Annotated in this window: 27 protein-coding genes and 1 tRNA gene; 13 read left to right on the forward strand and 15 right to left on the reverse strand. The window is 63.1% G+C overall.

The genetic code is table 11. The features are described 5' to 3' along the window. The first annotated feature begins 207 nt into the window (after positions 1-207). From FIU86_RS15650 to FIU86_RS15660, 3 genes are all read left to right on the forward strand, one after another. Positions 208-915, forward strand: a complete 708-nt coding sequence (locus FIU86_RS15650) for a DUF484 family protein (protein WP_152475935.1) — start codon at positions 208-210, stop codon at positions 913-915. Continuing rightward, positions 912-1,844, forward strand: a complete 933-nt coding sequence (locus FIU86_RS15655) for a tyrosine recombinase XerC (protein WP_152475936.1) — start codon at positions 912-914, stop codon at positions 1,842-1,844. The genes FIU86_RS15650 and FIU86_RS15655 overlap by 4 nt, the downstream gene beginning before the upstream one ends. Positions 1,845-1,937: 93 nt before the next feature. Continuing rightward, the gene (locus FIU86_RS15660; protein WP_152475937.1) at positions 1,938-2,633 is read left to right on the forward strand and encodes a phosphatidylcholine/phosphatidylserine synthase; all 696 of its coding nucleotides are present in this window, start codon (positions 1,938-1,940) and stop codon (positions 2,631-2,633) included. On the opposite strand, the gene FIU86_RS15665 is transcribed toward FIU86_RS15660, so the two are convergent. The 5 genes from FIU86_RS15665 to FIU86_RS15685 form a co-directional block, all read right to left on the reverse strand. Beyond that, the gene (locus tag FIU86_RS15665; protein ID WP_152477184.1) at positions 2,630-3,070 is read right to left on the reverse strand and encodes a methylated-DNA--[protein]-cysteine S-methyltransferase; all 441 of its coding nucleotides are present in this window, start codon (positions 3,068-3,070) and stop codon (positions 2,630-2,632) included. The two genes, FIU86_RS15660 and FIU86_RS15665, sit on opposite strands and share 4 nt — an antisense overlap. 72 nt (positions 3,071-3,142) lie before the next feature. Then, entirely contained in the window at positions 3,143-4,090 is a 948-nt protein-coding gene (locus tag FIU86_RS15670; RefSeq protein WP_254703858.1) for an OmpA family protein, read from the reverse strand. Positions 4,091-4,114: 24 nt separating this feature from the next. Then, on the reverse strand, positions 4,115-4,687 hold the full coding sequence (locus FIU86_RS15675; RefSeq protein WP_152475938.1) for a peroxidase-related enzyme: 573 nt from the start codon (positions 4,685-4,687) through the stop codon (positions 4,115-4,117). Next, on the reverse strand, positions 4,684-5,433 hold the full coding sequence (locus tag FIU86_RS15680; protein ID WP_152475939.1) for a GNAT family N-acetyltransferase: 750 nt from the start codon (positions 5,431-5,433) through the stop codon (positions 4,684-4,686). Before FIU86_RS15680 ends, FIU86_RS15675 begins: the two co-directional genes overlap by 4 nt. Then, entirely contained in the window at positions 5,430-6,152 is a 723-nt protein-coding gene (locus tag FIU86_RS15685; protein WP_152475940.1) for a molybdopterin-binding protein, read from the reverse strand. Before FIU86_RS15685 ends, FIU86_RS15680 begins: the two co-directional genes overlap by 4 nt. 46 nt (positions 6,153-6,198) lie before the next feature. On the opposite strand from FIU86_RS15685, the gene sfsA reads away from it, so the two are divergent. Together sfsA and map are read left to right on the forward strand one after the other, a co-directional pair. Further along, positions 6,199-6,900, forward strand: coding sequence for a DNA/RNA nuclease SfsA (gene sfsA / locus FIU86_RS15690; protein WP_152475941.1), 702 nt, complete (start codon positions 6,199-6,201; stop codon positions 6,898-6,900). A 60-nt stretch (positions 6,901-6,960) separates the two neighbouring features. Next, positions 6,961-7,788 (forward strand): type I methionyl aminopeptidase, encoded by an 828-nt coding sequence (map, locus tag FIU86_RS15695; protein ID WP_152475942.1) that lies wholly within the window; start codon positions 6,961-6,963, stop codon positions 7,786-7,788. Positions 7,789-8,070: 282 nt separating this feature from the next. Here map and FIU86_RS15700 read toward each other — a convergent pair whose 3' ends face one another. Genes FIU86_RS15700 through ileS form a run of 3 tightly spaced genes read right to left on the reverse strand, consistent with a single transcriptional unit; the run spans position 8,071 to position 12,407 of the window. Next, positions 8,071-9,234: a benzoate/H(+) symporter BenE family transporter gene (locus tag FIU86_RS15700; RefSeq protein ID WP_152475943.1), complete on the reverse strand. Its 1,164-nt coding sequence runs from the start codon at positions 9,232-9,234 to the stop codon at positions 8,071-8,073. Further along, a complete protein-coding gene (locus FIU86_RS15705; protein WP_152475944.1) occupies positions 9,234-9,473 on the reverse strand; it encodes a DUF3253 domain-containing protein in 240 nt (79 codons plus the stop codon). Before FIU86_RS15705 ends, FIU86_RS15700 begins: the two co-directional genes overlap by 1 nt. 27 nt (positions 9,474-9,500) lie before the next feature. Further along, the gene (gene ileS / locus FIU86_RS15710; protein ID WP_152475945.1) at positions 9,501-12,407 is read right to left on the reverse strand and encodes an isoleucine--tRNA ligase; all 2,907 of its coding nucleotides are present in this window, start codon (positions 12,405-12,407) and stop codon (positions 9,501-9,503) included. Between the two features lie 153 nt (positions 12,408-12,560). On the opposite strand from ileS, the gene FIU86_RS15715 reads away from it, so the two are divergent. Continuing rightward, a complete protein-coding gene (locus FIU86_RS15715; RefSeq protein ID WP_152475946.1) occupies positions 12,561-12,836 on the forward strand; it encodes a hypothetical protein in 276 nt (91 codons plus the stop codon). Then, entirely contained in the window at positions 12,833-13,252 is a 420-nt protein-coding gene (locus FIU86_RS15720; RefSeq protein WP_152475947.1) for a group III truncated hemoglobin, read from the forward strand. Before FIU86_RS15715 ends, FIU86_RS15720 begins: the two co-directional genes overlap by 4 nt. 114 nt (positions 13,253-13,366) lie before the next feature. Here FIU86_RS15720 and FIU86_RS15725 read toward each other — a convergent pair whose 3' ends face one another. Genes FIU86_RS15725 through FIU86_RS15735 form a run of 3 tightly spaced genes read right to left on the reverse strand, consistent with a single transcriptional unit; the run spans position 13,367 to position 16,232 of the window. Beyond that, positions 13,367-14,374 (reverse strand): YcjF family protein, encoded by a 1,008-nt coding sequence (locus FIU86_RS15725; RefSeq protein ID WP_152475948.1) that lies wholly within the window; start codon positions 14,372-14,374, stop codon positions 13,367-13,369. Continuing rightward, the gene (locus tag FIU86_RS15730) at positions 14,371-14,808 is read right to left on the reverse strand and encodes an N-acetyltransferase (protein WP_152475949.1); all 438 of its coding nucleotides are present in this window, start codon (positions 14,806-14,808) and stop codon (positions 14,371-14,373) included. Before FIU86_RS15730 ends, FIU86_RS15725 begins: the two co-directional genes overlap by 4 nt. Further along, positions 14,805-16,232, reverse strand: coding sequence for a YcjX family protein (locus FIU86_RS15735; RefSeq protein ID WP_152475950.1), 1,428 nt, complete (start codon positions 16,230-16,232; stop codon positions 14,805-14,807). Before FIU86_RS15735 ends, FIU86_RS15730 begins: the two co-directional genes overlap by 4 nt. Positions 16,233-16,336: 104 nt before the next feature. Between FIU86_RS15735 and truA the strand changes: the two genes are divergently transcribed. Further along, entirely contained in the window at positions 16,337-17,104 is a 768-nt protein-coding gene (truA, locus tag FIU86_RS15740) for a tRNA pseudouridine(38-40) synthase TruA (RefSeq protein ID WP_152475951.1), read from the forward strand. 48 nt (positions 17,105-17,152) lie between these two features. Beyond that, a tRNA-Arg gene (locus FIU86_RS15745) sits at positions 17,153-17,229 on the forward strand. 16 nt (positions 17,230-17,245) lie between these two features. On the opposite strand, the gene FIU86_RS15750 is transcribed toward FIU86_RS15745, so the two are convergent. Both FIU86_RS15750 and FIU86_RS15755 read right to left on the reverse strand, forming a co-directional pair. Continuing rightward, entirely contained in the window at positions 17,246-18,364 is a 1,119-nt protein-coding gene (locus FIU86_RS15750) for a tyrosine-type recombinase/integrase (RefSeq protein ID WP_152475952.1), read from the reverse strand. Beyond that, positions 18,349-18,555 (reverse strand): hypothetical protein, encoded by a 207-nt coding sequence (locus FIU86_RS15755; RefSeq protein ID WP_152475953.1) that lies wholly within the window; start codon positions 18,553-18,555, stop codon positions 18,349-18,351. The genes FIU86_RS15750 and FIU86_RS15755 overlap by 16 nt, the downstream gene beginning before the upstream one ends. Before the next feature lie 448 nt (positions 18,556-19,003). Between FIU86_RS15755 and FIU86_RS15760 the strand changes: the two genes are divergently transcribed. Next, positions 19,004-20,355 (forward strand): IS3 family transposase gene (locus tag FIU86_RS15760; RefSeq protein ID WP_152473331.1). Its coding sequence is split into 2 segments (ribosomal slippage): positions 19,004-19,340 and positions 19,340-20,355, totalling 1,353 coding nucleotides; the frame shifts between segments, so codons are not numbered across the junction. 203 nt (positions 20,356-20,558) lie between these two features. On the opposite strand, the gene FIU86_RS15765 is transcribed toward FIU86_RS15760, so the two are convergent. Together FIU86_RS15765 and FIU86_RS15770 are read right to left on the reverse strand one after the other, a co-directional pair. Continuing rightward, on the reverse strand, positions 20,559-21,863 hold the full coding sequence (locus FIU86_RS15765; protein ID WP_152475954.1) for an ATP-binding protein: 1,305 nt from the start codon (positions 21,861-21,863) through the stop codon (positions 20,559-20,561). Positions 21,864-21,871: 8 nt separating this feature from the next. Beyond that, positions 21,872-22,555 (reverse strand): response regulator transcription factor, encoded by a 684-nt coding sequence (locus FIU86_RS15770; protein ID WP_152475955.1) that lies wholly within the window; start codon positions 22,553-22,555, stop codon positions 21,872-21,874. A gap of 76 nt (positions 22,556-22,631) precedes the next feature. Here FIU86_RS15770 and dsbD point away from each other — a divergent pair, with 76 nt between their 5' ends. From dsbD to FIU86_RS15785, 3 genes are read left to right on the forward strand one after another with little or no spacing between them, the layout of a single operon-like run. Further along, the gene (gene dsbD, locus FIU86_RS15775; protein WP_254703859.1) at positions 22,632-24,383 is read left to right on the forward strand and encodes a protein-disulfide reductase DsbD; all 1,752 of its coding nucleotides are present in this window, start codon (positions 22,632-22,634) and stop codon (positions 24,381-24,383) included. Continuing rightward, the gene (locus FIU86_RS15780; RefSeq protein WP_152475956.1) at positions 24,380-25,252 is read left to right on the forward strand and encodes a TlpA disulfide reductase family protein; all 873 of its coding nucleotides are present in this window, start codon (positions 24,380-24,382) and stop codon (positions 25,250-25,252) included. Before dsbD ends, FIU86_RS15780 begins: the two co-directional genes overlap by 4 nt. Continuing rightward, positions 25,249-25,875 carry a DsbA family protein gene (locus FIU86_RS15785; protein ID WP_152475957.1) on the forward strand — a complete coding sequence of 209 codons (627 nt, stop codon included), beginning with the start codon at positions 25,249-25,251 and terminating at the stop codon, positions 25,873-25,875. The genes FIU86_RS15780 and FIU86_RS15785 overlap by 4 nt, the downstream gene beginning before the upstream one ends. Positions 25,876-25,907 lie beyond the last annotated feature (32 nt).

Consider the following 25,907-nt stretch of genomic DNA (forward strand, 5'->3'; position numbering starts at 1 on the left):
GGAGAATCGGGTCCGGACAAAGAAAATTAGCCGACGATCGGCGCAGTGACCCAAGGCCTGAACCGCTCGATCCCTTTAGCCGCGATGATCGAACCCGCCACACAAAGCAGCCACGCAATTTGCAAAAATCCGACCGTTTCAAAGAAAATTATTGCGGCAAGCCTCCCTCGCATCTGATAAGCTTGCTAAAAATAATCAGAGGCAAAAATGAGCAGCAAGCCCGAGATCAACGACCAGATGCGCGACCACATCATCGCGCAACCCGATGTTATCCTTGAGGATCAAGACCTTATGCGCGCCCTCATCGCCGCGAACGAACGCGCGATGGGCAACAATATCGTCGACCTGCGCGGCATCGCAATGGACCGGCTCGAGGCGCGGCTGGAGCGGCTGGAGGATACCCACCGCTCAGTCATCGCCGCCGCCTACGAAAACCTCGCCGGCACCAACCAGGTGCACCGCGCCATCCTGCGCATGCTCGACCCTGTCGAGTTCGAGGACTTTCTCAAGGATCTCGGCGGCGACGTCGCCACCATCCTGCGCGTCGATTGCGTCAAGCTGGTACTGGAATCCGTCCAGAACGACGACGACCCCGCCGTGAAGCGCCTGGGCGACGTGCTGTCCGTGGCCGAACCCGGTTTCATCGAGCAATATCTCGGCGCCCGCCACTCCGGCCCCGTGCGTCAGGTCACCCTGCGCCAGGTCCACGAGGGCGACGCCCGCATCTATGGCCGCGAGGCCGAGTTCATGCGCTCCGAGGCGTGCCTGCTGCTCGATTTCGGCGAAAACCGCCTGCCCGGCCTGCTGGTCTTAGGCTCCGAGGATCCGCACCAGTTCAGCCCGCAACAGGGCACCGACCTTCTGTCCTTCTTCGCGGGCATCTTCGAACGAGCCATGCGCCGCTGGCTGTCATGATCTCGGCCGCGGCCCGCGACGCGCTTCAGGCCTGGCTCGATCACCACAAGTCCCTGCGCGGTGCGTCCGATCACACGCTGGACGCTTACGCGCGCGACGTGTCCGGGTTTCTGGCCTTCATCACCCAGCATAAGGGCGAGTCTCAAGGCCTCGGCGCGCTGGCCAAGCTCACCGTCTCCGACATGCGCGCCTGGATGGCCTTCACACGGGGCCGCGACGTGGGCGCCCGCAGCCTTGCGCGCAAGCTCTCGGCGGTCAAAAGCTTCTTTCGCTGGCTGGCCGAGCGCGATGGGGTCGATCCGGCGGCAGTCCTTGCCGCCCGCGCGCCCAAGTTCCAGCGCAAGCTGCCTCGGCCCCTGTCGCCGGACGCCGCGCGCGAGGTGATCGAGACCACCGAGGCCCAGCACCCCACCACCTGGATCGCGGCTCGCGACCAGGCCGTGATTACCCTCCTCTACGGCTGCGGGCTGCGTATCTCCGAGGCGCTTGGCCTCACGGGCCACGCCCTGCCCGTGGGCGACAGCCTGCGGATCATCGGCAAGGGCGGCAAGGAACGCATCGTACCGGTCATCGCCCCGGCCCGCGCGGCCCTCGCCCGCTACCTCGACCTCTGCCCATACCCGACCGAGCCCGACACGCCGCTCTTTCGCGGCGCGCGCGGCGGCGCGCTCTCGCCCCGCGCGGTGCAGAAACTCATGGCCAGCGTCCGGATGCAGCTTGGCCTGCCCGCCACGGCCACGCCCCACGCCATGCGCCACAGCTTCGCCACGCATCTGCTGAACGCCGGCGGCGACCTGCGCGCGATCCAGGAACTACTGGGCCACGCCTCCCTGTCGACCACCCAGGCCTACACCGCGGTCGACACAGCCCGCCTGATGGAGGTCTACAACCAGACCCACCCCAAGGCGCGCACCCCCCACAAGGCCTGACCCTGTCAGCCCAAAGCCACAAAGCCCCCACCAGACGTCGCACGCATGGATTTGCAATTGCATCCCTCCGCCCGATCCCCCATCACGGGTGCCATGACCCTGCGTATGAAAGCCCTCCTCGTGCACCTGCTGACCGCCACAGGTGCGGTCTTTGCCATGCTGGCGATGCTGGCCGCCATCCAGGAGAAATGGTCGCTGATGTTCCTCTGGCTCGTGGTGGCCTTCGCGGTGGACGGCATCGACGGTCCGCTGGCGCGCAAATACGATGTAAAGACCAACTTCCCGCTCTTCGACGGCGTGCTCCTGGACCTCATCATCGACTACCTGACCTACGTGTTCATCCCCGCCTTCGCGCTCTTTGAATTCGGCCTGCTGCCCGGCTGGACCGGCTGGGTCGCGATCATCATCATCACATACTCCTCGGCGCTCTATTTCGCCGACTCGCGAATGAAGACCAAGGACAACTCGTTTTCGGGCTTCCCCGGCTGCTGGAACATGCTGGCGATCGTGCTCTTCGCGATCGAGCCCAACTTCTGGGTCTCGCTCACCATCGTGACGCTGCTGGCGGTCTCGATGTTCCTGCCGCTGAAATTCATCCACCCCGTGCGCACCAAGCGCTGGCGCTGGATTTCCCTGCCGATGATCATCGCCTGGACCTTCTTCGCCGGATGGGCCGCCTGGGTCGATTTCCACCCCGAAAGCTGGGCGCATTGGGGCCTTGTGGTAACGTCCGTCTACCTCACCCTCGCAGGCGTTGCGCAACAGCTGATCCCCGAGCGCAACGCCTAGATAAGCAACCCCGCCGCGCCTTCGTGGCGCAGCAGCCAGACCTTGGTTTCGATCCCGCCCGCGCCGGAATAGCCGCCCAAGCCAGCGGCGCCCAAGACCCTGTGGCACGGGATGATCACCGGAATCGAATTGCCGCCGCACGCCCCGCCCACCGCCTGCGCGGGCACGCCCAGCGCCCTCGCGATGTCGCCATATTCCCGCGTCTCGCCCCACGGAATCGCCAGCATCGCCGCACAAACCTCGCGCTGAAAGTCCGACCCTTCGGGCGCCAGCGGCAAATCGAACGCCTGCAAACGCCGCTCGAAATATGCCGCCAGCTGTGCGCAGGCCTCATCCAGTTCGGGCCGCGCCTCCGCAGCCCCGGCCTGCCCCCAGCCCAAACCGACAATCGACGCGCCGTCGCTCGTCACCCGTAAAGGTCCCACCGGGCTCTCCATCCCGGCCTCGAAAACCGCCCCCGGCTTTTTCTTGCCAAAAATACTCAAATCCCGCCCTCTCGGCTCCGCGCCTCACTCGGTATTGAGCAGCACCGCCTCCACCCGCCGGTTGGCCTCGCGCCCCGTTTCCGTCAGGTTGGAGGCGACGGGCGCAAGATATCCCATCCCTTCCGCCTCCAGCTGGGTGCGCGGGATATCATACTCCGACACCAGCCGCTCCAGCACCGCCGCCGCGCGGCGGCGCGACAGCGCGGTGTTGTTCTCCAGCGTGCCCACCGTGTCGGTATGCCCGACGAGGGCAACGCGGCGCTCGGGGTCCTCGCGCAGGAACGCCGCCAGCGCCTCCAACGACGGGTGCGGCCCGGGCCCCAAGGACACCGTGCCGGTCTCGAAATCCAGGTCCGACAGCACCGCGTGCCCGCTCTGCAACAACCGCTCTGCCAGCGGCCCTGTGACCACGTCCGGCATGGCACCGGTTGTCACCGTCTCCTGCGCTGCCGCGCCGTCCTCGGCGGTCAGGCTCCCGGTCGCGGCCTCGGACTGCGCCAGCCGGATCACCTGGATATAGCCGCTGCCCGACACTTGGCTGACCAGCACGGTCACGTAATCCGAAAGCCCGTCATCGCCCTCCTTGCGAGCCGACAGGAAGCGGTAATCTCGCAGGTCCACGAACATGTCCGGCGCCGGCAGAACAGGCGTGTTGAACCGGAAATCAAAACCGCCGCATTCCCGCGCCGCGCAGTCCAGCATGATGGAATATCCCGCCTCGATGATCTGCCGCCGCAGGGGCCGCTGCAATTGCAGGCTGGTAAGCCCCGGCGCATCCAGCCGCCACGCCTGCTGCAGGAAAAACCCTTCGGCGTCGATCGCCGGGATCTGCCCGTCGGCAAAGACATCCGTCGGCACAAGATAGGCTTCGGCAGCCCGGCGCACCTCCCGGATCATCGTGGCGCCCTGTGGCAAGGTCAGTTCCAGCGCCCCGACGCCACCTGCGGACCAAAGGCCCAGCGCAATCCCCACCGAAGTCGCCCGCCGCCCCACCGATCAGCGGGCCTGGCCGTGATATTCGGGGTTGGGCTTCATGCCCACCGCACTGGCCATCCGGTTCGACATGCTGAAAAAGCCCACGACGGCGGCGATATCCCAGATATCGCGCTCGGAAAAGCCCGCATCACGCAACGCCTGCCGGTCGGCCTCCACCGTCTCGGCGCTCGCCTTGGTGACCTTTTCGGCAAATTCCAGCATCGCCGTCTGCCGCGCGTCCAGATCGGCGGCCCGCCAGTTCATCACCATCGCCTCGCCCAGGGCCGGGTCGCCCGACAGTGCCCGCACCGCGGCCCCGTGCGCCACCTGGCAATACCAGCACCGATTGATCGAGCTGACCACCACCGCGATCATCTCACGCTCCAGCTTGCTCAGGCCACTGTCACCCAGCATCAGCTCGTTATACATCGCCGTGAAGGAATTGAGCTTTTCTATATCGAACGCATAAGCCCTCAGCACGTTCGGGATCATGCCCAGTTTGTCCTGGCACACGTCGAAATATTTCCGCGTGTCCTCGGGCAGCGGGTCCGCCATCGGCAGGTTCAGGGCGGTGGGCAGATCATCCTGGCTCATGTGGTCGTGCCGTCCTTCTTGATACGGTAATGGTACTGTCCCACAAGCGTCATGCCGAGGGAAGAGTAGAGCGCGTTGGCCGCGTCGTTCGCGATGGTGCACAGCACGCTCACATGCGTCGCCCCCTGCCCGGCAGCCCAATGCGCCGCGTGATGCGTCAGGTGCCGGCCCAGCCCGCCGCGCCGCTCGCCCTGCCGGACCTCCAGCGCGTGGATCATCGCCACCCCGTCCGAGATCGCGACAAACCCGGTGGCCGCGGGCCGGTTCGCGGTCCGCCCGAAGAGCGACGTCTTGGGCCCCTCGACCCGGCGCATCACGTCGATCCGCGCAGGCCCGATGCCGCCTTCCTTCCAGATATCCATCTGGATCGCCATCGGCTCCCACAGGTCAAAGGTCGTCACCGGCGGCGGGTCCTCGGCAGTCAGCGTATCGACAGGACATACATACATGTTCACCGGGTCGATCACGTCATACCCGGCGGCCCGCAGCATCGCATCGAGCGACTCGTCACCATGCCGGATCATGAAGAGCAGATCCTGCCCCATTTTCCGCATCTTTGCCTCGGCCTCGGGCAGCGCGTCGCGGCCGACCGGCGTGCCCGGCTCGCGCAGCGTCGCCGCCGACACCCGCTTGCCGCCGCCCTTACCGTCGCGCAGGGTCCACGGCCCCGCGTCAAACATCTCGGCGGCGGGCCACGTGGCCTCCGTCACGGCATAAAGCGTCTTGGCATCGGGCAGCCCGCTCATGCCGGAAACGCCTCTTCCAGTTCCTTCATGGCGCGTGTCACCTCCGCCTCGTCCTGTCCCCGGATCACCACGTTAACCCCAAAGCGCCCGTTCACGATAAACGGATACGACCCGAAGGACAGCGCGTCATACCGCTCCGCCAATGCGCCCAGCGGCCCCGCGATGTCGCCCTCGCCGCGTTCCACGCGCAAGGTCTGCGACACCACCGGCTGCCCGCCTGTCAGCGTCGGCAACAGCCCTTCGACCATCGCCTCGAATATCTTGGGCACGCCGGCCATCACATGCACGTTCTCCAACGTGAACCCCGGCGCCCCGCTCACCGGGTTGTCGATCAGCGTCGCGCCCTCCGGCACCCGCGCCATGCGCAGGCGCGCCTCGTTGATCTCCAGCCCCTGCTTCTCGTAATGCGCCTCCAGGATGGCCCGCGCATCGTCGCGCACGCCAATAGACAACCCAAAAGCCGCCGCCACGTTCTCGGCGGTGATATCGTCATGCGTGGGCCCGATCCCGCCCGAGGTGAACAGTTGATCATACGCCTCCGCCAGCGCCTTGACCGCCTCTTGGATGGCGCGCGGATCATCCGCCACCACGCGCACCTCTTTCAGGTCGATCCCATGCTCGGTCAGACGGCCCGCAAGATGATGCATGTTGGCATCGCGCGTGCGGCCCGACAGGATCTCGTCACCGATCACCAGCATCGCGGCGGTTGGGTTGGGCATGGCGGCTCTCCTTGCGGCAGGTCTTGCTCCGGTATAGGCATGGCTGATGCGCTTTCAAACCCCTCTTGAGCCGGCCACGCTGATCCGCCGCTACAACCGCTTCCTCGCCGATATCCGGCTCGAGGACGGGCGCGAGGTCACGGCCCATTGCGCCAATCCCGGCTCGATGATGGGGCTGGCGGACGAAGGAATGCGCATCTGGGTCGAACCCAACGACGACCCGAAGAAGAAGTTGAAATACGGCTGGCGGCTGGTCGATCACGGCGACGGCCATTTCACCGGCGTCGACACCGGCCTGCCGAACAAGGCCCTTAAGGCCGCGCTGACCGCCCGCGACATCCCCGAACTGGCGGCCTATGACACCGTCCTGCCCGAGCAGAAATACGGGCAGAACAGCCGGATCGACTTTCTTCTGCGCGGCGCGGACCTGCCCGACGCCTATGTCGAGGTCAAATCCGTCACCCTGTCACGCAAACAAGGCCTTGCCGAATTCCCCGACAGCGTCACCGCCCGCGGTGCCAAGCACCTGCGCGAACTGGCCGAGATGGCCAAATCGGGCCACCGCGCCGTGCTCTTCTACCTTGTCCAGCGTACCGACTGCACGCGGCTGACCGTGGCCGCCGATATCGACCCCGCCTATGCCGAGGCACTGCTGATGGCCCGCCTCGCCGGGATCGAGGTTCTGGCCTATGATTGTGCAATTACCCCCGAAGAGGTCGAAATTCGCCGCACATTGCCCCTGCGATGACCTGCCCCTCTGGTTCTCGGGCCGAATTCGGCCTACATACACCTCAAAGAATTGACTCGCATGGACCCAGACGTGAACGAACAGCACCGAGGCAGACTGACCCGCGACGGTATCCGCATCCACGAGGCCGCGGATTTCGCAGGCATGCACAAAGCCGGCGCATTGGCGGCCGAAATCCTGGACGAGGTCGCCGACCTCGTAGAGGTGGGCCAGACCACCGCCGTTCTGGACAAGTTCATCGAGGACAAGGTCAACGAGGCCGGCGCGAAATCCGCCACCATCGGCTACAAGGGCTATCAGCACGCCAGCTGTATCAGCGTCAATCACGTGGTCTGCCACGGCATCCCCGGTGACAAGAAGCTGAAGGATGGCGATATCCTGAACATCGACGTCACCGTGATCGTCGACGGCTGGTATGGCGACACCTCTCGCATGTATGTCGCGGGCAAGCGCAATCGCAAGATCGAGCGCCTGATCCAGATCACCCATGACAGCCTGATGAAGGGGATCGAGGCGGTAAAACCCGGCAACACCTTCGGCGATATCGGCCACGCCATCCAGAGCTTCGTCGAAGGCCAGCGCATGAGCGTGGTGCGCGATTTCTGCGGCCACGGTCTGGGCCGGGTGTTCCACGCGCCGCCCAACGTGCTGCATTACGGTCGCGCGGGCACGGGGCCAAAGCTCGAGGAAGGCATGTTCTTCACCATCGAGCCGATGGTGAACCTCGGCCGCCCCGAGACCAAGGTTCTTTCGGACGACTGGACGGCCGTGACCCGCGACCGCTCGCTCTCGGCCCAGTTCGAACACTCCATCGGCGTCACAGCGGACGGCTGCGAGATCTTTACGCTGTCGCCCGGCAACCGCTTTCACCCGACGTGGAAGGACTAGGCGAAGCGCAAGGCCCGCAAGGGCGGCTTTGATCCAAAAGTGCTGTTGTTGAACTGTTGACGCACGGAATCAAGGCCGCAGGCCGCCGCGCGATCGCCAGACCGCCCCCCGGGCTGGCGATTGGGTGCCGATGGTGTGTCGCTCTAAAGTTTATCGGAATTTGCGGGGATCAAGTGCGCTGAAGGTCTGTGGGCCGCCAGCCCGCGGTCTGGCAATCGCGCGGCTTGCGACACGAGAGTCGGCCTCGTCCGCAAAGCGGTCATGCGCACGTGTCGCCGTGCACTAACGGTCGTGGCCCCTCTGCAAAACCTTCACGACCTGCACCAGCCCCCCGGCCAACAGCCCCCACACGGCCCCGCCCAGCCCGAACACCGTCACGCCCGACGCCGTGACCACAAAAGTGATCACCGCCGCCTCGCGATAGTCCGCATCGCCCAGCGCGGCAGCGGTCGAATTGGCAAACACGCTCAACAGCGCCACGCCGGCCACGCTGGCCATCACCATTGGCGGCGCAAGGCCGGCGAAGGCCGTGATCACACCGGCAAACACCCCCAACACGCAGTAAAACACCCCCGCCATCACTGCCGACCAATAGCGCAACCCTGCATCCGGGTGGCTGTCCTCGTCCGCGCACATCGCCGCCGTGATCGCCGCCAGACACGTCTGCGGCGCGCCCCCCGGCGCCGACAGCACGCTGAACCCGCCGACGACACTCAACAGCGGCCCCGGCTCCGGCGCGTATCCATGCGCCCGCATCACCGCCAGCCCCGGCACGTTCTGCGTCGCCATCGTCACCACGTAAAGCGGCAGGCCGATCCCCACCACGGCAGCCAATGAGAATTCCGGCATCACGAACACCGGCGCCGTCACCCAGCCCCCAGCGTCGAAAGCACCCAGATCACCGTAAACCAGCACCGTGATCCCCGCCGCCACGACCGCGCCCGGCACCGCCAACAGCTTGTTGATCCGGCCCAGCACGAACCAGGTCGCCAGGATCGGCGCAATCACCACCGGCGTCTCGGCCACGGCCAGCACTGGCGTGATCACCAGCGGCAACAGTACACCGCCCAGCATCGCCTGCGCCAGCGGCGCCGGTATCGCCGCCGCCAACCGCCCCAGGGGCCGCCAAAGCCCCGAGATCACTGTCAGCGCCCCTGCCACTAGAAACCCGGCGACTGCGCCGGCGAAGCCGGCTTCTACCGGCGCGGTTACAGCCAACAGCGCTGCCCCCGGCGTCGACCACGCCACCGAGGCGGGCATCTTCGTCCACAGGCTCAGCACGATCCCCGCCAGCCCCATCGCCAGCGCCGCCGCCATCAGGCCGGATGCCGCCTGCGCGTCGCTCGCCCCCACGGCGGCCAGCCCCTGCAACACGATGGGAAAGGAACTGAAAAAACCGACCATGGCCACCACGAACCCGGTCGAAATCGTCTGAAGGGGCGGCATCACGTCTCTCCTTCGGCCAAACCCAGCCGGATCGGCCCCTTGGCCTCCACCGGATCGACGGCCACGCCTTTCTGCGTCGCCACCAGCGGCAGTCCTGCCGCCACCTCGCGCACCCTTGGCATCAAATCCCGCCACTCTTCGGACAACACCCGCGCCGCCTCGGACGGGCAAAAGGTCTTGCCCGCCCAACGCACCCGCGCCGGCCGCATCAGTTCTTCGGCGATCTCGTCATCCGTCATGTCGTAGGGTGGGGTTTCACCCCACCGTCACCCCAACGCCTCGTTACACCGCGCGCAGGTCCCGTGATGACTGTGCGTGCCCACATCCGGCAGGATCTTCCAGCAGCGCTGGCATTTCTCGCCTGCCGCACGCTCGAACACCACGGTCACACCGTCCACCTCGGGCAGCCGGTACGCCTCCGCCGGGCTGGGATCATCGGTCAGCCGGATATCGGACGTGATGCAGATATCGTCGAAATTGACACTCTTCAGCACCTCCAGAGCGTCGGCATCCCGCACATGCACCACCGGCGCCGCCTCCAGCGACGCCCCGATCACCTTGTCGGTCCGCTGCACCTCCAGCGCCGCCGTCACCACGCGCCGCGCCTGCCGCACCGTGGCCCATTTCGCCGCCAGCGGCTCGTTCAGCCATTCCTTCGGCGTCTCCGGGATATCCACCAGATGCACGGAACTCTCATCCCCCGGGAACCGCTCCAGCCAGACCTCTTCCATGGTGAACACCAGCACCGGCGCCAGCCATGTCGTCAGGCGATGGAACAGGATATCCATCACCGTCCGCGCCGCCCGCCGCCGGGCCGTGTCGCCGTCGCAATAGAGCGCGTCCTTGCGTATATCGAAGTAGAAGGCGCTCAGCTCCACCGTGGCGAAGTTGAAGAGCGCCTGAAACACACCCTGGAAATCATAGGCGGCGTAGCCCGTACGCACCCGGTGATCCAGCTCGGCCAACCGGTGCAGCACCCAGCGCTCCAGCTCCGGCATGTCGGCGGGCGCCACCCGGTCCGCGTCGCTGAAATGGCTCAGCGCCCCCAGCATGAAGCGCATCGTGTTGCGCAGCCGGCGATAGCTGTCGGCGGTCCCTTTCAGGATCTCCGGCCCGATCCGCTGGTCGTTGGTGTAATCCGTCTGCGCCACCCAAAGCCGCAGGATATCCGCGCCATACTGCTTGACCACTTCCTCGGGCACGATAGTATTGCCGAGCGACTTGGACATCTTGTTGCCCTTCTCGTCCAGCGTGAACCCGTGGGTCAGCACGCCCCGGTACGGCGCGTGCCCCGTGGTGCCGCAGGATTGCAGCATCGATGAATGGAACCACCCCCGGTGCTGGTCCGTGCCTTCCAGGTACAGATCCGCCATCCCGTCCTCGGATCCGTCCTCGCGGTCGCGCAGCACGAAGGCATGAGTCGAGCCGGAATCGAACCAGACGTCGAGAATATCGTCGACCTTCTCCCACTCTCCGGGGTCATAGTCATTCCCCAGGAACCGTTCTTTGGCACCGTCCTTGTACCACGCATCCGCGCCCTCGGCCTCGAACGCCTCCAGGATGCGGGCATTCACGGTCTCGTCGCGCAGCAGAAAGCCTTCATCCGTCGGCATCGCGCCTTTCTTCACGAAGCAGGTCAGCGGCACGCCCCAGGCGCGCTGCCGGCTCAACACCCAGTCGGGCCGCGATTCCATCATGGAATACAGGCGGTTGCGCCCGGTCTTCGGCGTCCACTGAACCTTGTCGATCTCGGTCAGCGCGCGCTGCCGGATGGTCGTGCCGCTGTCGTCCTGCCCGTCGCCAACTTCCTTGTCGATGGCAGCGAACCACTGTGGCGTGTTGCGGTAGATCACCGGCGCCTTCGACCGCCAGCTATGGGGATAGGAGTGCTTGATCTTGCCCCGCGCCAGCAGGCCACCGACCTCAACCAGCTTGTCGATGATCACCTTGTTGGCGTTGCCCTCCTTGCCCTTGCGATCAAGGATATAGGTGCCGCCAAAGAACGGCAGATCGGCGCGAAAACCGCCATCGTCCATCACGTTATAGGTGATCACCTGGTCCAGCATCCCGAGACCACGATAAAGCTCGTATTCCTCCATCCCGTGGGACGGCGCGCAATGCACGAACCCGGTGCCTTCCTCGTCGGTCACGAAATCGGCGGCGCGGAAATCGCGCAGGTCGTCCCACTCGCCGTTCGATCCTTCGGCACCATGCAGCGGGTGCTTCAGGCTGAGGCCCTTCAACTCATCGGCACTCACGTCCCGCACCCGAGTCCACTGATCGTCGTTCAACCGTGCGCGGCCCATGACATCCCCGGCCAGCTTGTCGGCGAGGATGAACCTGTCGCCCACATTGGCCCAGCACTCGTCCGGCGTGCCCGTGACCTCGTAGAGGCCATAGGCGATGTCCTCGCCATAAACGACCGCCTTGTTCGACGGCATGGTCCAGGGCGTGGTGGTCCAGATGACCACATGCGCGCCTTCAAGACCGCCTTCGGCCACGGCGAACTTCACCCAAACCGTAAAGCTTTCCTTGTCGTGGTACTCCACCTCCGCCTCGGCCAGCGCGGTCTTCTCCACCGGCGACCACATCACCGGCTTCGAGCCTTGATACAGCGTCCCGTTCATCAGGAACTTCTGGAACTCCTCCGCGATGATCCGCTCGGCGCGGAAATCCATCGTCAGATAGGGCTTTTCCCACTTTCCGGTCACGCCCAGCCGCTTGAACTCGTCGCGCTGGATGTCGATCCAGCCTTCGGCGAACTTGCGGCACTCGGCGCGGAAATCGACGATATCCACCGCGTCCTTGTTCTGGCCCTTCTTGCGGTACTGCTCCTCGATCTTCCACTCGATCGGCAGGCCGTGACAGTCCCAGCCGGGGATATAGCGCGCATCGCGCCCCATCATCTGCTGGGACCGCACAACCATGTCCTTCAGGATCTTGTTCAGCGCGTGGCCGATATGCAGGTGCCCGTTGGCATAGGGCGGTCCATCATGCAGCGTAAACGGCTGGCGCGTCTCCGCTGTCGCCTTCTCGCGCAGGCGGTCGTAAACCCCCAGCCCGTTCCACCGCTCCAGCCACTCGGGCTCGCGCTTGGGCAGGCCCGCGCGCATCGGAAAATCGGTCTGGGGCAGGTTCAGCGTATCTTTGTAATCGGGTGTGTCAGAACACATCTGTGACGTCCTTTGTCACTGGCATTTCAATCCCTGGGTGGGGGCGGCGCGGTGGTCCTATACGCCTATGATCCCGGCGGCTCGTCTGTTTCAGAGCGCCGGGCATGTAATTCGAATGATGATCGCAAAGCGGGTCATGATGGGGGGCGTTATATGTGTCAGCGTTCCAAGGGGCAAGCCGTAGAACCCGACCCCGCCATCCGCGCCAAGACTTTTCAGAAAAGTCTTGGCAAAAGCCTTCTCAAGGCTTTTGCAACGCCCGCCCCGTTAACCGACCGGATCGGCAAAATCCGCACCGTCGGCGGACCACCCAAATACCGACGCGATACCGACGTGCCGATTTCCGGCAATCCGGCGGCGTTAACCATTTTCCCGAATCGCGTTTCCCATTGCATCCCGCCCATCCAACGGCCAGATTCCAGGCCATGACACCGGTCCTGCCCCCCCGTTTCGAGATCACCCGCGCCGAGATCGAGCGCGTGGTCTCGGCCTTCTACGCGTCATGCCGCGCGCATCCTGGGCTGGCCCCGGTCTTTGCCGCGCATGTCACCGACTGGCCCGCGCATGAGGCCCGCGTCAGCGATTTCTGGGCCAACACGATCCTGCACGAGCGGTGCTACGTGGGCAATGCCATGCAGGCCCATGTGCAGGCGGGTAACGTCAAGCCGGGCATGTTCTCGATGTGGCTCGACCTCTTCGACAGCACCCTGCAGTCCGAACTTCCCCCGGCAAAGGCCGCCGCCTGGTCGGCGCTCGCCCACCGCATCGGTCAGACCCTGCGCGCGGGCGTCGTGAACCGTGAGACACATACCGGCGGCATTCCAAAACTGGGCAACCCGTTCTGACGCGCGCACCGGCGACCGGACGTTAAGGTTTTTCTGTCAGATTGGACACAATCGCGAGGTCTATCCGGCCTTCCGGCAAGAATACCGACCCACCGACCGAAAACCATCGCTCGTTTACCCTTTGTTAACCCCGCCGAAGAGGCCCGTCAGCGCCCTTTGCACCATCCGCGTCACCGACGGCCGCTTACCCGCCCGGAACGGCAAGGGCCGGCACACTTCCATCGCCGCCACGCCCACCCGCGCGGTCAGCGCGCCATTGACGATCCCCTCGCCGAACCGGCGCGACACCTTGGACAAAAGGCTTCCCCCGGCGACCGAGCCAATGAGGTCGTCGCCCACCGCCACGGCCCCCGTGGCCACCAGATGCGTCATCACCGCCCGCGCCAGCCGCCAGCTGCCCAGCGTGCCCGAACGTCCGCCATAAATCTCGGCAATCCTCCGGATCATCCGCAGGTTCGACGTCAGCGCCGCGATCACGTCGGCAAAGGCCAGCGGCACCACCGCCGTCACCGTCGCCACCTGTCGTGCGGCCGCCTCGATCTCCTTCGCCGCCGCCCGGTCCAGCGGCGCAAGAAGCTCGGTTTCCGCCAGCCCCAGCAGGCTGCCCGCGTCCATCTGCTCGGGGCCATACTCGCGCAGACGATCCCGGCCCCAGCTGGTATCCTCGCGCCCCGCATAAAGCTGCGTCAGGTCCTGCACCACGCCCCGCGCCTGTTTCAGGTCCGCCCCCGCCAATGCCGCATCCGCCGCCCGGTGCAGCTTGTCGATCCGTGCCAGCCGGGAAAACGCCGCCATCTCGCGGATCACGATGATCAGGCAAACCAGGGCAAACGCCGCGATCAGCGCGGTGACGGCGTAGCCCAGCACCACGTTCCGCGCCAGCAGCGCCATGACGAAGTCCCACGCGGCAAAGGAAATCACCGCCCCCAGGATCGACAGCAGCAGCCCCCAGAACCATCGTGCCAGGCGCGAGGGTTTCTTCGCCGCCAGGGTCGCCACGGTCTGCATCGCCCGCCCCTCGGGATGGCCTTCCACAACGGGGTCCGGCACCGGCGGCACCATGTCGGGACGCGGGCTGTCATCCCCGTCTTCGATGTCGATCAGAACCGGCCGCTTGCTCATGTCTCTACCCTTGGCTCCACCCTGCGCTCCGGGGGCCAGACCATCAGGATCTCGGGCCGCCCCTCGTCATTTCCCGCACCGTCAGCACGTGTCTTCTCGGCAAAGCCATGCCGGCAATAGAACCGCCGCCCTCCAGCGTTTTCCTGGGCAACCCAAAGGTTTAGCCGATCCCGCTCTCGCTTGGCATCCAGCAACAACAGGCGGCCCACCCCTTTGCCCTGCGCCTTTGGATGCACGTAAAGCGCATGTAGTTCGGGCCCCGTGCAAAGAATGAAACCGGCCAGTCGCGTATCGTCGCGCACCGCCCGGACACAGCCGCGCCGGGTCATCCTGACCATGATTTTCACGTCATCCCACCAATGCCCGGTGCGATGCTGCCACAAGACGGCCAATAGGCCCGGCACATGCTTAAGACGTGCGTCGAAAGGGGTCATAACCGATCCCCGATCAGAAACTGCGCCGCCCGATCCAGCCGGATATGCGGTGGGCCTTCGCCGCGTTTCAGCGTCAGGCGCGCGGGCGCGAAATTCATCACCTCGTACTCGGCCTCCAGCCACGCTTCGGCTCCGTCCCGCGCCGGCCCCAGCAAACGCGCCGGGTCCTCCGGCAAGGCACCGGGATAAAACGCCGCCTGCTTGCCGCGCCCGCCTTCGGGGCCCATCAGCGTGCCGCGCACACAGTCCAGCGTCTGGCCCCCATGCTGCCGCGTTTCCTCGGTCGTGGCCCGCAAGGCGGCAATCGCCATGCCTGCCGTCTCCGCCCCGGCGAAATCCGCCCGGTTCCGGGCATCCCGCATCAGCGCCTCGATGATCCCCGTAAGGCGCCCATGTTGCGTATGGTGCAAATGGTCGGCCTTGGTCGCCGCGAACAGGATTTTCTCCACTCGTTGCCCGATTAGAAGCCTGGACAAAAAGGCGTTCCGCCCGGGACGGAACGCCCCAAGGATATCGGCCATCGCGCGGCGCATGTCCTCGACCGCCTGCGGGCCGTTGTGAATGGCACCCAGCGCATCCACCAGCACGACCTGCCGGTCGATCCTCGAGAAATGATCACGGAAGAAGGGTTTGACGACCTTGGATTTATAGGCCTCGAACCGCCGCTCCATCTCGCGCCACAGCGACCGGCGCGGCGGACTGTCGGGCGCGGGCAACGGCGTGAAAGTCAGCACCGGAGAGCCGGCAAGATCGCCCGGCAGCAAGAACCGCCCCGGCGTGCAATCCGACAGTCCCGCCGCGCGCGCGGCGTTCAGATAGGCGGTAAACGCCTCGGCCAGCGACTGCGCCACGGGCTCCTCCAGCTTGGCCGTCGCATCCACCTCACGGGCCTTTGCCAGAAAATCCTGCGCCTGCTCGCGGCTTTCTAACCGGCCCAGTGTTTCCTCGGACCATTCGGCATAGCTCTTGTCCATCAGTCCCAAGTCCAGCAGCCATTCGCCGGGGTAATCCACGATATCCAGATGCACGGTTCGCGGCCCCTGCAGGCCCGCCAGCAGGCCCGAGGCACGCACCCTCAGCGACAGGCGCAGCTCCGACACCGAGCGTGTGCTGTCGGGCCAATGCGGCGTCTCGGCGGTCAGCGCGCCCAGGTGTTTTTCATACTCGAACCGGGGCAGCGTATCGTCGGGCTGCGGCTGCAAGTAGGCGGCCGAAATGCGCCCCTCGGCGGCGGCGACAAGCCCCGGCATCCGCCCGCGATCCATCAGGTTGGCCACCAGTGACGTGATGAACACCGTCTTGCCCGCGCGGCTCAGCCCAGTGACACCCAGCCGGATCACCGGCTCCATGAACGCGCCCGACAGCGTGTCGCCCACGCGCTCCATCCCGCGTGTCAGCCCATCTGCGATATCCGAAAGCACCAAACTGCCCCTTCTCTTTGCGCTCAAGATAGGCCGCACGCCCGCCATGTGCCAGAGGGGAGCGTTGGGGGATTGTTCCCCGCCGCCGGCCACGCTAAGGGCTTTTCATGCCTCGGTTTGCATTGAAAGTCGAATATCACGGCGCGCCCTTCGTCGGCTGGCAGCGACAGGCCGATCAGCCCTCGGTGCAAGGCGCAATCGAGGATGCGCTGGCGCGGCTTGAACCGGGCCCGCACACCATTGCGGCGGCGGGCCGGACGGATGCGGGCGTGCATGGGCTGGCGCAGGTCGCACAGTGTGACATGGCCAAGGATTGGGACCCCTTTCGCCTGTCCGAGGCATTGAACTACCACCTCAAACCCTTGCCCGTCGCGATCCTCGACTGTGCGCAGGTCGCAGACGATTGGCACGCCCGGTTCTCGGCGGTCGAGCGCCGTTACCTTTTTCGTCTGCTGACCCGCCGCGCACCGGCCACCCATGGCAAGGGGCTGGTCTGGCGGGTGCAGAATCCACTGGATATCGAGGCCATGCGCGAAGGCGCGGCGCATCTCGTGGGTCATCACGATTTCACCACCTTCCGATCGACCATTTGCCAGGCGAAAAGCCCGGTGAAAACACTGGATGACATCGTCATTTCGAAGATCGAAGGCCTCAGCGGGCCGGAGATCCAGTTCCGTCTGCGCGCCCGGTCTTTCCTGCACAACCAGGTACGCAGCATCGTCGGCACGCTGGAACGCGTCGGCGCCGGAGCCTGGTCACCGGACCAGGTCAAAACGGCGCTCGACGCCCGCGACCGCGCCGCCTGCGGCCCGGTCTGCCCGCCGCAAGGGCTCTATCTGGCCGGCGTGGGGTATCCCGAAGACCCTTTCGCGTGATTTCGCCTTTGAATTCGCAACCGCGCTTGGGTAAGGCTTTTGCCAAGCGGTCCCGTAGCTCAACTGGATAGAGCAGCTGACTTCTAATCAGCAGGTTCGGGGTTCGAGTCCTCGCGGGATCGCCAACCTCTGAAATTATGCTTATTTTTTCAGTGGCTTAGAGAGGTTTTTGGCGAACTTTCTCGGAAGGTTCGCCGCATTTCGTTCACCATTTGGCCTTGCGATCAGTTTGTCGAATGCAGAATCCGCCATACATTCGCGTTCCACTTCTTCGGTATATCGCTGCACCTCTGCGAGTGTCCTGTGGCCAGTAACGGACATAATTTCGTGTGCGGATGCCTTTGCCTCGGCCAGACGTCGCGCACAGGCTTTGCGCAGTCCGTGGGAGGAGCAAGTCGCAAGCCCGGCTTGGTCGCACCATTCGCGCATCATGTTGCCAAGTCCATCTGGCGAACGAGGCTTCCCGTAGGCAGTAGCCAAAAATGGCTGATCCTTCGACAGGTCAGCCAGAACAGCAGCCAAGTCAGGGTGTAGGGGGATACTTACCTTTACGCCATTGCTACGGATCGTTTTTTGACGACGGTATTCTATCCGGTGATCCTTGATATTCCATGGCCCCAACTTCACTGCGTCCGCTCGCGCCGCGCCGGTGTAGAGCATCAAGGTCACGGCACGATGCGCCATGGTGCCGCTTTGGTGAACTTCAAAGAATCGCGCGATCTCACCCTCTTCCCAAGTGTGATGCCCGCCGAGGTCAAGGCGATAGGGTTTTGTCGTGCTGACCGGGTTATCGTCCCGCCACTCTAGCGACACGGCATGATCCAGCAAGGTCATTAAACGTTTGCGAAGGTTGTTCGCCGCTGCTGGTGTCTCGGCTTTCTCGGCAAGGATGTTCTGCACGTGCCTGCGCTTCATAAGCTTGACTGGCTTGTCGCCGTGTTTCTCGCGAAAGCGCTCAATGATGCTGCGGTAGTTACGTTTGGTGCCGTCGGATAGACCTAGAAACTCCGGCGAACGGTAATAGGAAGCGATCAGTGCGGAGACGGAGCCCGGACGTGTGCGCTCTACACCCACGAGCCCGCGCGTCCTGTGGCCTTCGACTGCCGCTTCATAGCGACGCTGAAAGACTTCTGATCCATAGTCTGTGCCGAGTTCTGCTGAAAAGGCACCCTTACGGAACCGCCAGCGTCTACGGCCGTGGCGGTCTGTATAAGGTGATGCGCCGGGGTATTGCCTACGATGCTTCATGCTGCATCCCATGGGTTTGGTTCTTCGACAGCAGCGCTATCGAATGTGTGGATTGTTACCTTGCCATCACGCCCGATTTCAGTTCGCGCCACCGGAATACCTGCATCCCGATACGCTTTAAGATATCGGGTAAGCTCTGCTTGGGTGACAGTTGCGCGGCGGCTCGGGCGCGAATTAGTTATATCATTGGTTTCTATTTGCATGTCCCGAAAGCCTTACCAAATGACAGGTTTCAGGAAGGTTTAAGAGACCGTTTACCTCTATTTTTCTTCGTTCACCTCTCTTAAGCTCTTGTTTGCATCCGCGAGTATGTCTTTCTACTCGCGTTTCGATACCCTCCAGAATTTAGAATTTGGACGTTGCGACTCCGCACACGACAAATTGTTTGGCAATATTAAACCCAGCCTAAGAGCCGTCAGTATCAAGTCAAAAGAAACTCAAACGGCTCCAGGCAATCATGCCAATCTGTCCTGTCGATGTATGATCAGTGGGTCGTGGACCTATCCCACTCCTCTTGTTTCGGAAGTCGCTCAAACGTATGCTCCGGCGGTGGTGATGGCAACGTCTGTCTAACGTCAGCACCTACCGGACAGATTTAGGTGTTTGAGGAACGGAGGATTTCTGGTTCATCGAAGCCATAATGGAGCGAAGATGAACAAGAGATCCGGAACATCCAAGGATGCTGCTGACAAGCTTGTTAGGGGTATCAAGCGTAAGACCCGCAAGCACTACTCGGCGGAGGAGAAGATCCGCATCGTGCTTGCCGGGATGCGGGGCGAAGAAAGCATAGCGGCCCTGTGCCGTCGTGAAGGGATCGCTGAGAGCCTTTATTACAGCTGGTCGAAGGAGTTTCTTGAGGCTGGGAAGAACCGGCTGGCGGGTGACACAGCCCGTCAGGCGACAGCTCCCGAGGTCAAGGAACTGCGCTCTGAGGCAGCCGCGCTGAAAGAAGTGGTCGCGGAGCTGACACTGGAGAACAGGCTGCTCAAAAAAAGCACGTTCGGGGATGGGGAGGACGACGCATGAGATACCCAGCCTCGGAGAAGCTCGAGATCATTCGGACAGTCGAAGCCTCGCATTTGCCGGTCAGGCGGACCCTGACCATGCTCGGCATTCCCAGCAGCACCTATTACCAGTGGTATGCGCGGTGGGCCGATGGCGGCGTTGACGCTTTGCGTGACACGTCCCCGCGGCCTCGGGCGGTGTGGAACCGCATCCCGGACGAGATCCGCGACGCCTTCGTTGAGTTCGCGCTGGATCATGAGGATCTGACGCCACGGGAATTGGCGGTCAAATACACCGATGAGAAACGGTATTTTGTATCTGAGTCCTCGGCATACCGCATTCTCAAGGCCCAGGACCTGATCACGGCTCCGGCCCATGTGGTGATCCGTGCCGCCGATGAGTTCCGGGACAAGACAACTCGGCCCAACGAACTCTGGCAAACCGACTTCACCTATCTCAAGGTCATCGGTTGGGGCTGGTTCTATCTCAGCACGATCCTCGACGATTACAGCCGCTACATCATCGCGTGGAAGCTCTGCACGACAATGAAGGCCGTGGATGTGACGGACACGCTGGATCTGGCGCTGGAGGCCTCGGGCTGTGCTCATGCGACAGTCGTTCACAAGCCCCGGCTGCTCAGCGACAACGGCTCGTCCTACGTTGCGGCCGACCTGGCCGACTACCTCGATACCAAAGGTATGGATCACGTCCGCGGAGCGCCGCACCACCCACAGACCCAGGGCAAGATCGAACGCTGGCACCAGACCATGAAGAACCGGGTTCTGCTGGAGAACTACTATCTGCCGGGGGATCTTGAACGCCAGATCGGCGACTTCGTCGGATACTACAACACTCGGCGATACCACGAGAGCCTGGATAACCTGACGCCGGCTGACGTCTACCACGGTCGGGGTCGGACGATCCTGAAAATGAGAGAGGAGATCAAGAAACAGACAATCCGAAAGCGCCGGTTGCAGCACAAAGCCGCGGTCGCCTAAACTCAAACAGAAACCGAACCAGAGCCTCCGTTACCAAAACAAACGACTTGTCCGAAAAACTCTGAAGACGGACACCACCTCCGGTATCACCCTCCGGTCACATAAAGGTGCTCCGGAGCCGCACTTCACGAATGGCGTTTGCGCCATCGTCTAGCATGCGGATATCTGGAGCGAACTTACAGACCCAGCGATGGGTCGCCACTTTAGAAATTCAATGTAAGCGTGACAGTCTGCCCACGCTCAGGTCCCTTAAAAAACTCAATACTGCCGCCAAGGCGCTCCATCGCGCTTGCAACGATGGACAGGCCCAGCCCGCTTCCATTGGCTTCTTGACCACGTCCCCGGGTAAATCGCGTTTGCATGCGATCCAGAAGCTCCGGCGGTATTCCATTTCCTTCGTCACTAATGATGAACGAACGATCTCTAAGCGCCACGCTCACTCCCTCCCCAACGGGCGACGCATTGATTGCATTCTCGATCACGTTGCGCAACGCCGCTTGCAGAAGAAACGGGTTGGTACGGACATACGAAGTTCTTCTAGGCGCGTCGACTTTAAGCGTGACTTCCCGCTCCGCAGCAAAAGCCCGAAGGTCCGTTACAGTCTCGCGCATCAGCTCTGATAGATCGACTTCCTCCATTCCTTCCTCGGATCGTTCTACGGCGGCTAATTCAAGCAGTTGACGCACCATACGGTCGGTCCGATCCACAGACCTCTCGATTGCCGCCAACGCTTTTTCGCGCACCTTCGGATCATCGGTTAGGCGCATCACCTGCGCGTTCGTGCGGAGGCCGGACAAAGGTGTTTTCAGCTCATGCGCCGCATAGGTGGTAAAGTCTCGCTCAACGTCCCGCGCCGAGGCCACCCGTTCGAACAAGCTGTTAAGAGCAGAGCGCACTGGTTTGATCTCGCGTGGGTCGGTCCCTCCGAGCAAAGGACTCAGGTCCGACGGCGAGCGGTTCCGGAGCGCGTTCGCCAAATGATCGAGCGGCGCAAGCCCCCTCGCCACACTGATCCACAAGATCACAGCCAAGATCGGTAAAACGAGTGCGCCCGGTAACAACAGCCCTTCCAGCACGTCCCGAGCCAGGTTGTCACGTACGGCCAAGCTATCACCTACCATAACCTTGACGCCAAGCTCCTGATTAATCAGCGTGTAGACCCTCCACGGCTCTCCATCGATGACTGAGCGGGTATAGCCTTCGACCGCAGCGTTGGTCAGTTCGACATCGGGCGCCCCGTCCGACCGACCAACCATGCTGCCATCCAGCGACCAGATTTGGCACGACAGTTGTTTCGAGTATGTCGCATCTCGCGGGGTCGGAATCGGCAATGTCTGGTTTCCCGCCCGGGCGACTTCGATCCGGTGATCCGAAATCAGCGACGACACCATCTTGGCTGCCTCTGCGAGTCTGGCGTCTAGCACCTGCTCCACCTCGGACCGGGTCGAAGTCTGAATCCAAAGTGCGGCGGACAGCCAGACCGCGCCCGTGGCCAGAGCAAGGATCACGAAAAGTTTCAGACGGATCGAGATGATGCGTCCTCCTCTTCGGCAAGTCGATAACCGAGACCTCGCACAGTCTCGATGAAGTTACGCCCAACTTTAGTACGCAGCTTGTGAATATGAACTTCCACTGCGTTGCTCTCGACCTCTTCCTGCCAGCCGTAAAGCCGCTCTTCCAGCGTATCGCGACAGGTCACGCGGCGGGGATGCTCCATTAACGCACAGAGGATCGCGCACTCCCGGCGCGAAAATTTCAGGCTTTGCTCTCGGAAGCGGCCGCTCAGCGTGGCCGGATCAACCGTCAGTCCATTGTGGCTCAGGGCATTCGAGGCACGCCCCTCCCGCCGTCTCATCATAGCACGCAACCGAGCCGCCAGTTCGTCCAAATCGAATGGCTTGCCAAGGTAGTCATCCGCCCCCGTGTCCAATCCGCGAATCCTATCTCGCACCTGATCGCGCGCGGTCAGTAGCAGCACTGGCAGGTTCGATCCTTGCGCACGCAGCTCTGTCAGCAAGTCCAACCCAAGGCCATCGGGCAACATGATATCCAACACGACCCCGTCGAAATCAGACACCTCCAGCGCCGCACGGGCATCGCCAAGCGTCTCGACGGTATCCGGCGTAAAGCCGGACAGCCGAAGACCGGCAGACAAGCCTTCGGAAAGGACATCGTCATCTTCCACGATCAATATGCGCATCTCGCCTCCAGTTCGCCGGGGCTATCACTCAAGAACCTTAAGGCCTGCTTAAGGTTTCCGAGCCATTCGGCGCAACATGATGATGATCCGTACTTTTCTGGCCACGCTGGCGGCCCTTGCGATTTTGGCGCCAACAGATGCTTTTGCGCAAACCTCCTCCGACCCGCTTCTGGCTGAGCAGGCATTCGACCTTAGGGTCGACCATGATGACAGCGCCATGACCCTTACCTGGGACATCGCCGAAGGCTATTATCTCTATCGGGACAACTTAAGAGCGGAGGGGCCTGATGGATCTTCATTAGCGCTTCAAACGCCGGATGGTGAAATCAAGGAAGACCCGAACTTCGGCACGGTCGAAGTCTTCTACAATCAGGTAATCGCACGCCTCGATGCTACCGCCGGACCCGTCACGCTGACTTGGCAGGGCTGCAAAGATGCCAGCATTTGCTATCCACCGCAGACACGGGTTATCGACATCGTTGGCGACAAGGGGTCAAGCGCCACGGGCAACGCGTCTGATGTGGATGCCGAACCCGCAGGCTTCAGCTTGGCCGATGAACCTGGCCTCTTGGCCGACATGTCGGATCGCGGCGGTGCAACGCTCGTGGTAGCTAGCTTCTTTGGCCTGGGCCTGCTTCTGGCCTTTACACCCTGCGTTTTCCCGATGTTTCCAATCGTGGCCGGTATGGTCATGGGGTCTCAGTCTTCACCAGGCCCGCGCCGCGGGCTGACCCTTGCGGCAGTCTATGTGCTGGCTATGGCGTCCGCCTTTGCCGGGCTGGGCATCGTCGCCGCATGGTCTGGACAGAACCTTCAAATCGCCCTGCAGTCGCCCATTGCCATCGGTGTGGCCGCTACGATCTTCGTATTTCTCGCGCTCTCAATGTTCGGCCTCTTCACCTTACAAATACCCCAAGTCATCACCGCACGCCTCAAAAGGGTCGAGGGTCGACGCGGCTCGGTCGGAGGCGCTGCGTTGCTAGGCTTCACCTCTGCGCTAATCGTCGGTCCGTGTGTGACTGCGCCGCTGGCCGGGGCACTACTCTATATAGCGCAGACCGGCGACGTGGCTTTGGGCGCACTTGCACTCTTCGCCCTAGGTCTCGGTCAGGGCATACCTTTGTTGGCCATTGGTGCATTCGGACCGCGCATCCTGCCGAAATCAGGGTCGTGGATGGACACGACGGAATGGCTTTTCGGAGTTATCTTCCTTGGCGTCGCAATCTGGCTTGTCGGGCGCGTTCTACCAGGTCCGCTGACACTTGGATTGTGGGCAGTACTACTAATTGGTGTTGGTGTGGTCCTGGCTGATGCGCCAATTCCGGGTATGAAGGGCAGGCTGGGCCGCGCCGCAGGCGTGATTGTCCTAATTGCGGGCGCGCTCCAGGGAATCGGCGCAGCGGTCGGTGCAGTCGACCCCACGCGTCCGCTCGCCCCTTTCACGGCGCGTGGCCATGAATCGACGGCCCCTGACGATGGATTCGCCGACATACGCACGCACGACGGGCTGAGATCCGCTTTGGCCGAAACCAACCGCCCAACCCTCGCCTACGTCACAGCTGACTGGTGCACCACCTGCCGCAGCATCGAGCGTGGCCCGATGTCTGACGCAAAGGTGCGCGCTGCGCTTGATCCGCTTACCCTACTAAAAGTCGATGTCACCGACTTCGGCCCCGAAAGCCAAGCGATGCTGGACCTGCTGGGCGCAGCGGGACCACCCACCATGGTTTTCTTCAACGCCAACGCGGCCGAAGCTACTGGCAGCCGGATCGTCGGCGATACCGGAAATGAGGAGATGTTGCGCTCGCTGCGGATGGTCTCGCGATGAACGCCATCGAACTTGGTCCGTTCGTTTTTGCAACCGAACGCTTCGCCTTCCTACTTGCTGCGGTGACCTTTTTTGGGTCGTTCCACTTGCTAACGTTGTGGCATATCGCAGGAGTCAGGGAAGATGTGCGCGCTTGGGCTTTTCCAGCGGCGATGATCTGGCTTCTGGGGGCTCGCACGGGATACGTGATGCAGCAATGGGATGTGTTCTCACAACATCCCCTCGACATCCCAAAAGTTTGGCAGGGCGGCGTTTCGGTCTGGACGGGGTTCGCCGGGCTGGCGGCTTTCGCCATCCTGGCCTACGCACGGCGTCGGGCCGCAGTAGCTCCTTTGCTCGCCGCAGCCTTCGCCGGCGGGCTGGTAAATCTGGGCTTGCTGAGCCTCAAGGAAACTGACGAAACCGCAGCCCTACCCACAACCGCCTTTCCTACCATGGCCGGCGACTTCACTCAGTTGAACGAGCGCGATGGTGCACCACTGATCCTCAACCTCTGGGCCAGCTGGTGCCCGCCGTGCCGACGCGAGATGCCGATGATGATGGATGTGGCCAATACCATCCAAGGCGCCGACCTGGTCTTCGCCAATCAAGGCGAGACGCCAGCGCAAGTGACCGATTTCCTAGACACGCTTGGTCTCGGCGACCGCCATTTATTGCTCGACCCGACCTCTAGCCTCATGGCTCGCTTTGACGCAGTTGGACTGCCGACGACGCTGTTCTTCGACGCCTCCGGCACCCTGCAAAACGTACATTTCGGCGAAATCTCACGCACCGAGCTGTTGTCGCAGATTGCGACAATCGACACCGCCGCGTCCAACTTGGGCGACGGTGACATACCAGATTCCGACCAGACAGGAGACCCCCAATGATCCTTACAAGACGAAACCTCATCGCAACCGGCGCCGGCGGCCTGCTTTTGGGCGCCGGGGCGGTCTCCCTTTGGCCCGAAACCGGTCAGGCGCAACAACTGACCATCGACGCCGTGCTTAACGATCCTGACGCGCCTGTGCAGGGCAACCCTGACGGCGATGTAACTCTGGTCGAGTATTTCGACTATCAGTGCCCGTTCTGCAAACGGATGCATCCGATGTTGAAGGACGTGGTAGCCGAGGACGGCAAGGTGCGTCTCGTGATGAAGGACTGGCCAATTTTCGGCGCGGCCTCGATCCGGGCCAGCCAACTCACTCTCGGCGCGGTGTCGCTCTGGGCATACGAGCAGGTGCACGACGCGCTCATGGCGACTGAGGCGCGCCTCAGCATCAAGGACGTGGAAGCCACCATTGCCGAAGTCGTCGCAGTGGAGAAGGCCGAAGCTGCCTACCACGCTAACCGCGACACTTGGGCCGGCCTGCTGACTCGCAACGACCACCAGGCCGTAGCTCTCGGTTTTCGCGGCACGCCGGCTTTCGCCATTGGAACGACACTCTACACCGGCGCACAGAAGCGCAAGAACCTTGTCGACGCTATCGCGAAGGCCCGTGCCGAAGCTTAAGCCCCACTTAAGCTGCGGCTGCGACTTGAAAT

The sequence above is a fragment of the Roseovarius sp. THAF9 genome (assembly GCF_009363715.1).
In the GTDB taxonomy this organism is placed as follows: domain Bacteria; phylum Pseudomonadota; class Alphaproteobacteria; order Rhodobacterales; family Rhodobacteraceae; genus Roseovarius.

What these genes read in the sequence shown, in the direction of transcription:
- FIU86_RS15650 (WP_152475935.1), top strand. Translation starts at nt 208, where the DNA reads ATGAGCAGCAAGCCCGAGATCAACGACCAGATGCGCGACCACATCATC.
- FIU86_RS15655 (WP_152475936.1), top strand. Translation starts at nt 912, where the DNA reads ATGATCTCGGCCGCGGCCCGCGACGCGCTTCAGGCCTGGCTCGATCAC.
- FIU86_RS15660 (WP_152475937.1), top strand. Translation starts at nt 1,938, where the DNA reads ATGACCCTGCGTATGAAAGCCCTCCTCGTGCACCTGCTGACCGCCACA.
- FIU86_RS15665 (WP_152477184.1), bottom strand. Translation starts at nt 3,070, where the DNA reads ATGGAGAGCCCGGTGGGACCTTTACGGGTGACGAGCGACGGCGCGTCG.
- FIU86_RS15675 (WP_152475938.1), bottom strand. Translation starts at nt 4,687, where the DNA reads ATGAGCCAGGATGATCTGCCCACCGCCCTGAACCTGCCGATGGCGGAC.
- FIU86_RS15680 (WP_152475939.1), bottom strand. Translation starts at nt 5,433, where the DNA reads ATGAGCGGGCTGCCCGATGCCAAGACGCTTTATGCCGTGACGGAGGCC.
- FIU86_RS15685 (WP_152475940.1), bottom strand. Translation starts at nt 6,152, where the DNA reads ATGCCCAACCCAACCGCCGCGATGCTGGTGATCGGTGACGAGATCCTG.
- sfsA (WP_152475941.1), top strand. Translation starts at nt 6,199, where the DNA reads ATGCGCTTTCAAACCCCTCTTGAGCCGGCCACGCTGATCCGCCGCTAC.
- map (WP_152475942.1), top strand. Translation starts at nt 6,961, where the DNA reads ATGGACCCAGACGTGAACGAACAGCACCGAGGCAGACTGACCCGCGAC.
- FIU86_RS15700 (WP_152475943.1), bottom strand. Translation starts at nt 9,234, where the DNA reads ATGCCGCCCCTTCAGACGATTTCGACCGGGTTCGTGGTGGCCATGGTC.
- FIU86_RS15705 (WP_152475944.1), bottom strand. Translation starts at nt 9,473, where the DNA reads ATGACGGATGACGAGATCGCCGAAGAACTGATGCGGCCGGCGCGGGTG.
- ileS (WP_152475945.1), bottom strand. Translation starts at nt 12,407, where the DNA reads ATGTGTTCTGACACACCCGATTACAAAGATACGCTGAACCTGCCCCAG.
- FIU86_RS15715 (WP_152475946.1), top strand. Translation starts at nt 12,561, where the DNA reads ATGTGTCAGCGTTCCAAGGGGCAAGCCGTAGAACCCGACCCCGCCATC.
- FIU86_RS15720 (WP_152475947.1), top strand. Translation starts at nt 12,833, where the DNA reads ATGACACCGGTCCTGCCCCCCCGTTTCGAGATCACCCGCGCCGAGATC.
- FIU86_RS15725 (WP_152475948.1), bottom strand. Translation starts at nt 14,374, where the DNA reads ATGAGCAAGCGGCCGGTTCTGATCGACATCGAAGACGGGGATGACAGC.
- FIU86_RS15730 (WP_152475949.1), bottom strand. Translation starts at nt 14,808, where the DNA reads ATGACCCCTTTCGACGCACGTCTTAAGCATGTGCCGGGCCTATTGGCC.
- truA (WP_152475951.1), top strand. Translation starts at nt 16,337, where the DNA reads ATGCCTCGGTTTGCATTGAAAGTCGAATATCACGGCGCGCCCTTCGTC.
- FIU86_RS15750 (WP_152475952.1), bottom strand. Translation starts at nt 18,364, where the DNA reads ATGGGATGCAGCATGAAGCATCGTAGGCAATACCCCGGCGCATCACCT.
- FIU86_RS15755 (WP_152475953.1), bottom strand. Translation starts at nt 18,555, where the DNA reads ATGCAAATAGAAACCAATGATATAACTAATTCGCGCCCGAGCCGCCGC.
- FIU86_RS15770 (WP_152475955.1), bottom strand. Translation starts at nt 22,555, where the DNA reads ATGCGCATATTGATCGTGGAAGATGACGATGTCCTTTCCGAAGGCTTG.
- dsbD (WP_254703859.1), top strand. Translation starts at nt 22,632, where the DNA reads ATGATGATGATCCGTACTTTTCTGGCCACGCTGGCGGCCCTTGCGATT.
- FIU86_RS15780 (WP_152475956.1), top strand. Translation starts at nt 24,380, where the DNA reads ATGAACGCCATCGAACTTGGTCCGTTCGTTTTTGCAACCGAACGCTTC.
- FIU86_RS15785 (WP_152475957.1), top strand. Translation starts at nt 25,249, where the DNA reads ATGATCCTTACAAGACGAAACCTCATCGCAACCGGCGCCGGCGGCCTG.